We start from the raw sequence: 12,273 nt of genomic DNA on the forward strand, positions 1-12,273 counted from the left end.
GGTAAGTTAAGTTAGGAGGGGAACAGATGACGAAAGGACGCGTAACACAGCTGATGGGACCGGTCGTTGACGTACGTTTTGAAGATGGTCAGCTCCCAGCTATAAACAATGCATTAGTAGTACGCAGTAAACAGTCAGGTGAAGATTTAACGCTTGAAGTAGCCCTTCACCTTGGTGATCATAGTGTTCGTACAATTGCAATGTCCTCAACAGATGGTTTCCAGCGCGGAGCAGAAGTAGAAGATTTAGGTCGACCGATTTCTGTCCCTGTTGGAGATGTTACATTAGGACGAGTATTTAATATTTTAGGTGAAAAAATTGATTTAGATGAGCCGCTTCCAGCAGGCACCCGCTTAGATCCAATTCACCGGGAAGCACCGGATTTTGAGAATCTTTCTACAGAAACAGAGATCTTGGAAACAGGTATTAAAGTTGTAGACTTGCTTGCCCCATATATCAAGGGTGGTAAGATCGGTCTGTTTGGCGGAGCCGGTGTAGGTAAAACCGTATTAATTCAAGAATTAATCAATAACATTGCTCAAGAGCATGGCGGTATTTCTGTATTTGCGGGTGTTGGAGAACGTACCCGTGAAGGAAATGACCTTTACTATGAAATGAGCGACTCTGGAGTTATTGCAAAAACAGCGATGGTATTTGGTCAGATGAACGAGCCGCCTGGTGCCCGTATGCGTGTGGCATTGACAGGTCTTACGATGGCAGAATATTTCCGTGATGAACAAGGTCAGGACGTATTATTGTTTATTGATAATATCTTCCGTTTTACCCAAGCAGGTATGGAGGTATCCGCACTTCTTGGACGTATGCCTTCAGCCGTAGGTTACCAGCCGACACTTGCTACAGAAATGGGACGATTACAGGAGCGTATCACTTCAACGGATAAAGGTTCTGTAACATCAATTCAAGCAATTTATGTACCGGCCGATGACTATACTGATCCAGCGCCGGCAACTACTTTCGCTCACTTGGACGCAACGACAAACTTAGATCGTAAGCTTTCTGAGCAAGGTATCTATCCTGCCGTGGATCCATTAGCATCAACTTCTCGTGCACTTGACCCGGAAGTGGTTGGCGAGGAGCATTATCGTGTTGCGGTAGAAGTACAGCAAACACTTCAAAAATACCGTGAATTGCAGGATATTATTGCAATTCTTGGTATGGACGAGTTAAGTGATGAGGACAAGCTGGTAGTTTCCCGCGCACGCCGTATTCAATTCTTCTTATCGCAAAACTTCCACGTTGCTGAGCAGTTCACTGGGCAGCCTGGCTCGTACGTTCCGGTAAAAGAAACGGTTCAAGGCTTCAAAGAAATTCTTGAAGGAAAGTACGATGACCTTCCAGAAGATGCCTTCCGTCTTGTTGGACGTATCGAAGAAGTAGTTGAAAAAGCAAAAGCTTCGGAATAATAGACAGCAGAGGATGATTCATAAATGAAAGACCAATGTATCATCTTTATGGCTTCGAGGCCAGCTGTAGGAGGGGTAAACATTGAGTACATTAGAAGTAAGTGTCGTCACTCCTGAAGGTCCGATTCTGGAAGATAGCTTTGATATGGTTGTCTGTAAAGCGGAAACTGGTGAAATTGGAATTCTGCCAAAGCATATTCCGCTTGTCTCGCCACTGCAGATTAGTATTGTCCGCTTGAAGAAATCAGGCGATACGAAGCAGGTAACAATCAGCGGAGGCTTTATGGAAGTACAGCCTGATAAAGTAACTATCCTGGCACAGTCTGCGGAAACTGCTGATCATATCGACGTTTTGCGTGCAAAGCAAGCAAAAGAACGTGCAGAGAAACGTCTTCAGGATAAAAGCGATACAGTAGATAGATATCGTGCTGAACTTGCATTAAAACGGGCAATTAATCGTCTGGAAATCGCAAATTCATAATATAAGTTTTAAATAAATAAACTCCCTGCCTAAATGATGGATAGGGAGTTTATTTTATCGCAGTGTAACTGACTGCAGGACTCCCTCTGAATAAAATTGTTTTAAGAAGGGAGCAAACAGTTGAATAATAAATAATTCATATTGGCTGTTATCGATATCAAAAGTACTTCTTACTAAGGAAATAAAACGAAATATGTTATAATTTCCCGGGAAATGATGCATTGAAAATATTATTCCACAATATAAGACAAAAAATAAAAGTGGAATGGTATATATATATGAAAGTAAGAAATTAGAATTTTGTTTTCTTATAATAATGCCGAGATGATGATTGAAAAGAGTAATCAGCGAACGTTTTTAGTGGGGTGCGATTACTGACCACCGCCATAACCATTATAGCGGCAAATATAAATCCGACGATCATTTAAAAAATAATATTTCAGCATATAAAGAAAGGAGTTTGTTATGTTTTCAGCAGGACAATTAGCTTTGCTCAGTATCTTCTCCCATATCATGTTTATTTATCTGACTTGGAAAGTAGTTACTGCCATCCGGATTGAAACGATATTTAAAAAAGGAAGATCAGCAGAAGCAAGAGTGTTTCTTCTGTTTATTACGATTATGATTGGAACAGGTGTAAGCAGGTTCTTTCTTGATATATTGCAATGGTCTGGCGATTTAATATATCTTTTTTCTTCCATACATGTATTGATATAAAAACTTCTGTCAAAACTGAGATTAATAGATTTGATAGGAGGTTTTTTTATGTTTCATAAAATTCTTTTTCATTCTAATTTCCCTTTTACCCAAGCAAGCCCCCTTCAGGCATTCCAAAATCGAGGTCAGCGAAACAAACAGGCTATTTGTTTTTTGCTGCTTATTTGCTTTTTTGTTAACCAGGCCTTCAGCCAGCCTTATCAGGAGGATGAAATGCAGGACTTAGGTGCATTTGCGATGTCGAACAATTGGAATATCGACTTTTGGGAGGTAACGATGAAGGAACAGATGGCAGCAGAAGAGGCACAACATCTTGTTCAGCAGCTGGAAGCAACGTATACGCTACAGGAGGATAAGGATGAAAACCGGATAAAGTATACTTTTGAGAGTCGTCACAAAGAGGACCCCTTTTACGTAATATATAATGTGATTCTTCCTGTGGATAAGGAAGAGCCGGCAGAGGTAATTGTTGTTATGCATGGGACTGATTGGAATAACCAAATAAGCCAAAAGTATCAAAAAGAGAAAAGAGCTGTACAAAAGAATTATTTAACAAAAGAGACACAACTATATACTTGTCTATCTATACAAGATAGTGATATAATGAATCACGATGTAATTTTAAATGAAGCAGCGACATATTTTAATATAGAGCATATTTCGACTAAAAATGACAATATAGAAAATTCTAGGATTGAAAAAAGTACATACGGGTATACAAAAACATGGGAGCAGTTTTATTTCATGGAGAATGACCCAAAAAATGTGCAAATTACCACTGTTGCAGATCGTCAAGGGGAAAAGAGTTTTATGATAGGAACACCTATCCTAATCAATGAATATTAATAATAGGGAAATTAGATTCTGAAGGGGATTTATGACATGGAAAAAATCATCGTTGGTGGCGGACGAAAGTTAGAAGGCACTGTGCGTGTTGAAGGTGCTAAAAACGCAGTCCTGCCTGTACTTGCTGCTAGCTTAATAGCTAGTGAAGGAAAAAGTATTATTAAAGAAGTACCAGTATTAGCAGACGTATACACAATTAATGAAGTGCTTCGCAACTTAAATGCCAATGTGGAATTTGATTCAACAGAAAAAACAGTAATGATTGATGCTTCTGCTAAGCTGGAGACAGAAGCCCCGTTTGAATATGTAAGAAAAATGCGAGCATCCGTGCTTGTGCTGGGACCATTATTAGCCCGCTATGGACACGCAAAGGTAGCTATGCCTGGAGGATGTGCAATTGGATCACGTCCAATTGACTTACATTTAAAAGGTTTTGAAGCTATGGGAGCAGAGATTCACGTTGGTAATGGTTTTGTAGAAGCTAAATCAAATGGCCGCCTGCATGGCGCGAAAATTTATTTAGATATGCCAAGTGTTGGTGCTACAGAAAATATCATGATGGCCGCTGCATTAGCAGATGGAAAAACAGTGATTGAAAACGCAGCGAAAGAACCTGAAATCGTTGACTTAGCTAACTACTTAAATAAAATGGGCGCAAGAATCGTTGGAGCTGGTACTGAAACCATCCGTATCCACGGTGTGGAAAAGCTTTACGGAACAGAGCATATCATGATTCCAGATCGTATTGAAGCAGGAACATTTATGGTTGCAGCAGCAATTACAAAAGGAAATATATTAATTGAAAATGCTGTGCGTGAACATTTGAGTTCAGTGGTTTCGAAATTGGAAGAGATGAACGTGCAAGTGATTGATGAAGACGGCGGATTACGGGTTATTGGTTCTGATGCGACGCAATCTACAGATATAAAAACATTGCCGCATCCAGGTTTCCCGACAGATATGCAATCACAAATGATGGCATTGATGTTATGTGCGAAGGGAACCAGTGTTATCACTGAAACCGTATTTGAGAACCGTTTTATGCATGTAGAAGAATTTCGCCGTATGAATGCGAATATTAAAATTGAAGGCCGCAGTGTGATTATCGAAGGTCTTTCTAAATTACAGGGTGCAGAAGTGGCAGCGACAGATTTACGCGCAGCAGCAGCACTGATTTTAGCAGGACTTGTAAGTGACGGTTATACACGGGTTACAGAGCTGAAGCACTTAGATCGCGGATATGTTGATATCGTAGGAAAATTAGCGAATCTTGGCGCAGACATTAGACGCGTTGATGAAAATGGTGTCGTATTACAGCCATTAGGCGTAGAAGAAAATGTCGAATTAAGTGAATTTGTAACGGAATAATACTATCGCAATCCTTTCAAAAAAGATGTATCTCATGGAGATGCGTCTTTTTTATTTTTCTGTAATTAACCCCTATAACAAGCGACAGTTTTTGATAGGACGACTAATCGCAGCAACGGTTTTAATAGACCGAGTAATCGCAGGTCTCAATGTTATCAGGTTAATTAATTTTATTGAATATTATATTTGTTACAGTACATTTGCTACAGAAAAGTAGTAAAAAACTATTTAGCGGAAGAAAAACACGGAGACTCCTGGTCGACTAAGAACGGTCACGTCCTGTGCCAACGACCGGCACTAGGACGTCCTGTCCGTTGTGGGAAAGCGCGGAGGGAAGACCCCGCAGAAAAAAAGCGAACTTCTTTTTTTTCTACCCTCGGGGCATAAGTTCGACTTTAGCTCTGTCTGCGCCTGTCGGCTTGCCAATCACTAAGTCTTCTTTAGAGGAGGCTGAGCTCAAGCCCACGGAAGGCGTAGTGTTTTTCTGTAGCGGTAGCTAGAAGGTAAAAACCTTCATTTTAAAACATATAGGTACAAAGAATTATTTTTTCAAATCTTATTAAATAGATATGGTTAGTAACAAGTTACGTTAAATCAGCAGTCTATTCGTTTTTCGAAATAAAATGTTAGAAAATGAAATGAGTGATAATTCATTTTTTTTACAATATTTCTCTTCTCACTTTTCATGAAACATGCTATATTTGAGAAAATTACTAATATTTCGATTGGGTGATGAAAATGAAAATGTATATCTCTGTGGATATGGAAGGAATAACAGGACTTCCCGACGCCAGCTTTGTGGATTGGCGGAAACATAATTATGAAAGAGCCCGCAAAATAATGACGGATGAAGCAAATTACGTGATTCAAGCTGCCTTTGATGAAGGAGCAGAAGAAGTATTAGTGAACGACAGCCATTCCAAGATGAACAATTTACTTATTGATGAGATTCATCCGGATGCCTTATTAATAACGGGAGAGGTCAAGCCCTTTTCAATGATGCAAGGATTAAATGACAGCTATAGCGGTGTTTTCTTTGTAGGTTATCATGCAAGAGCAGGGCAGCGCGGGGTGATGTCACACTCAATGATACACGCTATCCGTAACTTTTATCTGAATGATCATTGTATCGGGGAGATGGGAATGAATGCATATCTTGCCGGATACTTTGGTGTACCTGTTTTATTTGTAGCAGGAGATGACCAGGCAGCGGCAGAAGCAGAGAAATTAATCCCGCATGTCACCACTGCTGTTGTAAAGGAAACAATCTCGAGATCCTCCGTAAAAAGTTTAACACCTAAAAAAGCAGGTCTGTTGCTTAAAGAAAAAGTAAAGCTCGCTCTGGATAACCGCAAGCTTGTATCCCCATTGATTCCTCCAGAAAATCCAGAGCTGACGATCGAATTTAATAACAGCGGACAGGCAGAATGGGCCAATTTAATGCCCGGCACGCTATGGATTCCCGGCACAACCAAAGTGCGCTTCCAGGCAAAAGATATGAAGGAAGCCTATCAAGCGATGCTGGTTATGACGGAACTGGCCATGCAGACAACATTTTCCTAAAGCTTCTAAACCACCTCTTAAAGTGTAATGAATACAAGAAACAAACATATTTATCATTAGTAACAAGCTGATTTATTCTTTTTAATTAACAGGTTCGTTTTTCTTTTCTTTATATACGGAATGTTTTTTTATAAAAAGATATGATAGTGAGGTGAAAGGTATGCTGAAATACATTTTTAAGCGCTTACTTATTATGATTGTTACACTATGGGTGATCATTACCCTTACTTTTGTATTAATGGTAAATATACCAGGATCTCCTTTTAACACAGATCAGTCATCAAATGCAACGGTACAGGCTAACCTGGAGGCGCATTATAATTTAGATCAGCCTTACTACATACAATATTTGCTTTACATTAAATCCATTGTCACCTTTGAATTCGGACCTTCTATCAAGCAGCCTAATCAGACAGTAAATGACCTTTTATCACGGGGTTTTCCCATTTCCTTTGAACTGGGAATCATCACGATTGCCCTGGCAGTCGTTTCCGGCGTATTGATTGGAATAATTGCAGCGCTGCGGCATAACGGCTTTCTTGATTATCTAACTATGGGGATTGCTGTTTTAGGCATCTCGATACCAAACTTTATTTTAGCTACGATTCTTATTCAGCAGCTGGCGGTAAATTTGGAAATATTTCCAGCAGCCACCTGGAGAAGCCCCGCTCACATGGTGCTTCCTATCCTTGCGCTTGCGACAGGCCCAATGGCAATTATTGCCCGTTTGACACGCTCTACAATGCTGGAGGTGCTGACACAGGATTATATTAAAATGGCAAAGGCAAAAGGACTGTCGCCTTGGAAGGTCATTTTCAAGCATGCGCTCCGGAACGCGTTAATGCCAGTTGTGACGATTATGGGAACCCTCTTTGCAGGGATCTTGACAGGAACCTTTGTGATTGAACAGATTTTTGCGATACCGGGAATGGGAAGATATTTTGTGGAAAGCATTAACCAGCGTGATTACCCGGTAATTATGGGGACCACTGTTTTTTACAGCGCTTTCTTGATTATTATGCTTTTCCTGGTGGACATTGTCTATGGAATACTTGATCCACGAATCAAGATGCATCAGAAAGGGGGCAGATCAAGATGAAACCAGAGAAAGAAATGGAGCATTTTGAGACACCGGCCGCTATCCCTGATGAATGGTTTTCGTGGAAAGAAAAGGATAAAGAAAAAATGGAGGAAGTGTCCCGTCCATCCTTATCGTATTGGCAGGATGCCTGGCGGCGTCTGGTGAAAAATAAGATGGCCATGCTTGGGCTGATCTTTCTCGTCTTACTGACGATTATGGCTATTTTCGGTCCGGTTATTTCTCCTTATGAAGTAAACAGACAAGACCTTCCGAATCAGTATCAGCCGCCTTCGATGGAGCATTGGTTTGGCACGGATAATGCAGGGAGAGATGTGTTTACACGGACGTGGTACGGCGCCCGTATTTCCTTATTTGTCGGTCTGGTAGCTGCCTTGATTGACGTCACCATCGGGATTATCTGGGGAGGAATCTCCGGTTACAAGGGCGGCCGTACGGATAATGTGATGATGCGTATGATTGAAGTGTTATATGGCTTGCCTTATCTATTAGTTGTTATTTTACTTTTAGTTGTACTCGGGCCGAGTCTTGGAACGATTATTTTGGCATTGACCATTACCGGCTGGGTAGGGATGGCCCGAATTGTGCGGGGACAGGTGCTGCAAATTAAAAACTATGAATTTGTCCTCGCTTCGAAATCATTTGGTACGAAAACATCGCGGATCATCCGGAAGAACCTCCTTCCGAATACGATGGGACCCATTATTGTTCAAATGACCTTAACCGTGCCGTCTGCAATATTTGCCGAAGCATTCTTAAGCTTTATCGGTCTTGGGATTCAAGCCCCGTTTGCCAGCTGGGGAGTGATGGCAAACGATTCATTAGGAGCGATTTTATCCGGAAACTGGTGGACTTTGTTCTTCCCGGCATTTTTTATCTCTTTTACGATGTTTGCCTTCAATGTCTTGGGGGACGGTCTGCAGGATGCACTTGATCCGAAATTAAGAAAGTAGGTGGGCAACTTGGAAAGAATACTCGAGGTAAACGACTTGCATGTGACCTTTACTACGTATGGAGGGACAGTCCAAGCTGTCCGGGGCGTCAGTTTTCACTTGGATAAAGGAGAAACCTTAGCAATCGTCGGGGAATCCGGCTGTGGAAAAAGTGTTACCTCCAATGCCATTATGCGGCTGATTCCGGATCCGCCGGGGAAAATCACGAAAGGCTCCGTTATTTTTAAAGGGCAGGATCTGGCAGCATATTCGGAGAAGAAAATGCGGTCCATCCGCGGAGTAGATATTTCAATGATTTTTCAAGATCCAATGACAGCACTTAATCCAACCTTAACCATTGGCACACAGCTGATGGAGGGGTTAAAGGAACATAAGAAAATATCGGGGACACAAGCGAAGGCAAAAGCGGTTGAAATGATGAACCTGGTCGGAATTCCTAACCCGGAGGAACGTTTAAAACAATATCCGCATCAGTTTAGCGGGGGAATGCGTCAGCGGATTGTGATTGCAATTGCTCTAATCTGTGATCCGGATTTGCTGATAGCGGATGAGCCGACGACTGCACTGGATGTGACCATTCAAGCACAGATTTTGGAATTGTTTGCAACCATCCAGGAGCGGACTGGGGTATCGATTATTTTGATTACGCATGACCTGGGCGTGGTCGCAAAGATAGCAGACCGCATTGTTGTGATGTATGCCGGGAAAATTATTGAATCCGGCAGCAAACGGGAAATATTCTACGAATCGAAGCATCCATACACACAAGGGCTGCTCCATTCTGTTCCCAGATTAGATGCCAAGGAAGAATTAAAGCCGATTGCTGGTACACCACCTGATTTATTCTCACCTCCAAAGGGATGTCCTTTTACAGCGCGATGTCCATTTGCGATGGAGGTGTGTGATAAAGTTTACCCCGCTCCAGAAAAAATCAGCGATACACATTATGTGGATTGCTGGCTGCAAGATGAGCGGGCCAAGCGGCTGTTAGCTGCAAATGTCTTACAAACTTAAAAAGGGGGCAAAACAATGAGTAGAAAGAAGCTTTTATGGGTACTCCTGGTACTTTTTACAGCATTTGTTCTCGCTGCATGTACAGCGGGCGAGGATGCAGGAGAGGAGCCGGATGATGCGGACACGGATACAGCAGAAGAAGCGGATGGCGAGGAGGGCGGAGAGGATGCCGCTGCAGAAGAAACGCCGGATCTGGATGGAAAGACATTATATATCAACAACGGTCAAGAGCCGACCTCCCTCGATCCATCCATTGGCTTTGATCAGGTATCTTGGGATCCTTTGAATAATCTGATGGAAGGGTTGACACGTCTGGATGAGAATTCAGAAGCAGCAGAAGGGGTGGCAGAGAGCTGGGATATTTCTGAGGATGGATTGACGTATACATTCCATTTGCGGGAGGATGCCAATTGGTCTAATGGAGACCCTGTGGTTGCAGAAGATTTTGTCTTTGCCTGGAAGCATATGCTGGACCCTGATACAGCTTCTGCTGCCGCATTTTTAGCTTACTACATTGAAGGCGGAGAAGAATACAACAGCGGGGAAGGTTCGGCCGATGATGTCAATGTCACAGCCATTGATGATAAGACATTGGAAGTTGTTTTAATTCAGCCGACTGGATTCTTCCTGGATTTGCTTACCAACCCGGCATTTTTCCCAATCAACCATCAGGTTGCTGAAGAAACGCCAGACTGGCATGCTGAAGCAGATACGTTTGTAGCAAATGGTCCATACATGTTAGATTCATGGGATCATGATAGTGAAATGATTTTTGCAAAGAATCCAGAATATTGGGATGCAGATGCTGTTAACCTGGATTATGTTCATTTTTCCATGGTTAACGATTCAAATACACAATACCAAATGTTCCAGACAGGCGAGCTGGATACAGCGAGCGTGCCTCCAGAGCTATCTGATGAATTGATAGATGGAGATAATGTATTTATCGGGGAATATGGCGGACTGGAATTCTTTCGTTTTAACCTGACAGAAGAACCGTTCCAAAATAAGAAAATCAGACAGGCGTTTTCATACGCTATTAACCGCGATGATATTGCGGAATACGTCGTTAAACAAGGGGTAGAGCCTGCATACGGTTTTGTATCACCTGGCTTTACCGCACCGGACGGAAACGATTTCCGTGAAGAAAACGGCGATTTAGTAGCATTTGATCCGGAACGTGCCCAAGAGCTGCTCGCAGAAGGAATGAAGGAAGAAGGCTATGATGAGCTGCCGCCGATTGTACTATCCTTTAATACCAGCGACACTATTCAAGCGATTGCAGAAGCCATGCAAAATATGTTGAGTGAAAACTTAGGCGTGGAGGTCACACTGGAGAACCAGGAATGGAATGTGTTTGCAGAAGCGCAGCAAAATCTGGAACTGCAATTCTCAAGAAGCTCATTTATCAATGATTATGCTGATCCAGTCAACTTCTTAGAAAGCTTTGTCTCAGATTCTTATATGAACCGTACCGGGTTTGAAAGTGAAGAATATGACGAGCTGATTCAAAAAGGTAAAAGCGAAACAGATGAAGAGCAGCGCTATGAATATCTATACGAAGCAGAAAGAATGCTGGCTGAAGAAATGATTGCCATGCCAATCCGCTACTATAACGTGGTTGTTCTGGAAGCAGATGGCGTGGAGGGAATCCTTCGCCACCCGGTAGGATACTTTGATTTGAAATACGCAGATAAGACGGAGTAAGGTACAGGGGAACTGCGGTAAACAGGATAGGCTCATTCATATATGAGCCTGTCTCTGTTTTTAGAAAACTTGGTTGTCACTAAGCCCTTAGGTGACAACCTTAGTTACACTTATGCAGTAAGAAAGTTTATACTTTCTTAACTGCCAAAAAAGGAGGATATATAGATGCTTTCTTATCGTTTGAAAACTGGGGACACCATCGGAATGATTGCGCCGGCCGGTCCTGTAAAAAAAGAAAAACTGGAGCAATCCTTCTCCTTTTTTGAAAATATGGGTTTAAGGATAAAGCTTGGACAGCATGTCTATGATCAATATGGCTATTTAGCAGGAAAGGATACCCATCGGTTAGCAGATTTTCATCAGATGGTTGCCGACCGGAACATCAAAGCGATCATTTTTGCCAGAGGCGGATACGGTACGGGGCGTTTCATTGATAAATTAGATATGGAATTAATCAAAAAAAATCCCAAAATTATCTGGGGATACAGCGATATTACATTTTTACATACAGCTATCCGGCAAGCAACAGGCCTGATTACGTTCCATGGCCCGATGCCGGCATCGGATATGGTGAAAAAAGACTTCGATACGCTTTCCAGTCAGCTGTTTAGACAGTTGTTCGGGCCGACCAATCTCATTTATTCGGAAAGCATTTCTCCGCTGACTGTCTATCGAGAAGGAGAAGCCACGGGCAGCATTGTCGGTGGAAATCTTTCTCTCCTGGTGCAGACAATCGGAACGCCCTATGAAATTGTAACAAAGGATAAGCTGCTGTTCATCGAGGATATTGGAGAGGAGCCGTATCGAGTTGACGGGATGATGAACCAGCTTCGTCTGGCTGGGAAACTAAAGGATGCTGCCGGTATCATTATTGGCGACTTTGCGGAAGCTGAACCGAAAGTCCAGCCAAGTCTGAGGATGGAGGAAGTCTGGAAACATTATTTTAGAAATTATACCAAGCCGGTTGTTGCCGGTTTCCGAATTGGCCACTGTTTTCCGCATTTCTCTATTCCTTTGGGGGCAAAAGCAACGTTATCCAGCAGAACGAAAACACTTCAGCTGTCGCCGGGAGTCCGTTAATGAAAGAGAGAATTACCCACA

11 protein-coding genes are annotated in these 12,273 nt (G+C 42.3%); all 11 read left to right on the forward strand.

The genetic code is table 11. From position 1 onward, the window contains the following. The first annotated feature begins 26 nt into the window (after positions 1-26). The 11 genes from atpD (at position 27) to ACFO3P_RS03920 (ending at position 12,252) form a co-directional block, all read left to right on the forward strand. Positions 27-1,424: a F0F1 ATP synthase subunit beta gene (atpD, locus tag ACFO3P_RS03870; RefSeq protein ID WP_042529510.1), complete on the forward strand. Its 1,398-nt coding sequence runs from the start codon at positions 27-29 to the stop codon at positions 1,422-1,424. Between the two features lie 82 nt (positions 1,425-1,506). Next, the gene (locus tag ACFO3P_RS03875) at positions 1,507-1,905 is read left to right on the forward strand and encodes a F0F1 ATP synthase subunit epsilon (RefSeq protein ID WP_042529512.1); all 399 of its coding nucleotides are present in this window, start codon (positions 1,507-1,509) and stop codon (positions 1,903-1,905) included. Between the two features lie 465 nt (positions 1,906-2,370). Next, on the forward strand, positions 2,371-2,622 hold the full coding sequence (locus ACFO3P_RS03880; protein ID WP_042529514.1) for a DUF1146 family protein: 252 nt from the start codon (positions 2,371-2,373) through the stop codon (positions 2,620-2,622). A gap of 48 nt (positions 2,623-2,670) precedes the next feature. Beyond that, positions 2,671-3,468, forward strand: coding sequence for a YwmB family TATA-box binding protein (locus ACFO3P_RS03885; protein WP_193064702.1), 798 nt, complete (start codon positions 2,671-2,673; stop codon positions 3,466-3,468). A 36-nt stretch (positions 3,469-3,504) separates the two neighbouring features. Further along, positions 3,505-4,836 (forward strand): UDP-N-acetylglucosamine 1-carboxyvinyltransferase, encoded by a 1,332-nt coding sequence (murA, locus tag ACFO3P_RS03890; protein WP_042529516.1) that lies wholly within the window; start codon positions 3,505-3,507, stop codon positions 4,834-4,836. Positions 4,837-5,574: 738 nt separating this feature from the next. Continuing rightward, the gene (locus ACFO3P_RS03895) at positions 5,575-6,399 is read left to right on the forward strand and encodes a M55 family metallopeptidase (protein WP_042529518.1); all 825 of its coding nucleotides are present in this window, start codon (positions 5,575-5,577) and stop codon (positions 6,397-6,399) included. 160 nt (positions 6,400-6,559) lie between these two features. After that, entirely contained in the window at positions 6,560-7,498 is a 939-nt protein-coding gene (locus ACFO3P_RS03900; protein WP_042529520.1) for an ABC transporter permease, read from the forward strand. After that, positions 7,495-8,451, forward strand: coding sequence for an ABC transporter permease (locus tag ACFO3P_RS03905; RefSeq protein ID WP_042529522.1), 957 nt, complete (start codon positions 7,495-7,497; stop codon positions 8,449-8,451). Before ACFO3P_RS03900 ends, ACFO3P_RS03905 begins: the two co-directional genes overlap by 4 nt. Positions 8,452-8,460: 9 nt before the next feature. Then, complete coding sequence (locus ACFO3P_RS03910; RefSeq protein WP_256705217.1) at positions 8,461-9,465, forward strand: ABC transporter ATP-binding protein; 1,005 nt, start codon at positions 8,461-8,463, stop codon at positions 9,463-9,465. Positions 9,466-9,480: 15 nt separating this feature from the next. Then, positions 9,481-11,172, forward strand: coding sequence for a peptide ABC transporter substrate-binding protein (locus ACFO3P_RS03915; RefSeq protein WP_256705216.1), 1,692 nt, complete (start codon positions 9,481-9,483; stop codon positions 11,170-11,172). A 165-nt stretch (positions 11,173-11,337) separates the two neighbouring features. Next, positions 11,338-12,252: a S66 peptidase family protein gene (locus ACFO3P_RS03920; RefSeq protein WP_193064699.1), complete on the forward strand. Its 915-nt coding sequence runs from the start codon at positions 11,338-11,340 to the stop codon at positions 12,250-12,252. The last annotated feature ends 21 nt before the right edge of the window (positions 12,253-12,273 follow it).

The sequence above is a fragment of the Oceanobacillus aidingensis genome, assembly GCF_042654105.1.
GTDB lineage: Bacteria > Bacillota > Bacilli > Bacillales > Amphibacillaceae > Oceanobacillus > Oceanobacillus oncorhynchi.

Bases quoted from the DNA above. Each gene is read 5' to 3' on its own strand.
- ACFO3P_RS03915 (WP_256705216.1), top strand. From the start codon at position 9,481: ATGAGTAGAAAGAAGCTTTTATGGGTACTCCTGGTACTTTTTACAGCA.
- murA (WP_042529516.1), top strand. From the start codon at position 3,505: ATGGAAAAAATCATCGTTGGTGGCGGACGAAAGTTAGAAGGCACTGTG.
- ACFO3P_RS03895 (WP_042529518.1), top strand. From the start codon at position 5,575: ATGAAAATGTATATCTCTGTGGATATGGAAGGAATAACAGGACTTCCC.
- ACFO3P_RS03905 (WP_042529522.1), top strand. From the start codon at position 7,495: ATGAAACCAGAGAAAGAAATGGAGCATTTTGAGACACCGGCCGCTATC.
- atpD (WP_042529510.1), top strand. From the start codon at position 27: ATGACGAAAGGACGCGTAACACAGCTGATGGGACCGGTCGTTGACGTA.
- ACFO3P_RS03885 (WP_193064702.1), top strand. From the start codon at position 2,671: ATGTTTCATAAAATTCTTTTTCATTCTAATTTCCCTTTTACCCAAGCA.
- ACFO3P_RS03880 (WP_042529514.1), top strand. From the start codon at position 2,371: ATGTTTTCAGCAGGACAATTAGCTTTGCTCAGTATCTTCTCCCATATC.
- ACFO3P_RS03900 (WP_042529520.1), top strand. From the start codon at position 6,560: ATGCTGAAATACATTTTTAAGCGCTTACTTATTATGATTGTTACACTA.
- ACFO3P_RS03920 (WP_193064699.1), top strand. From the start codon at position 11,338: ATGCTTTCTTATCGTTTGAAAACTGGGGACACCATCGGAATGATTGCG.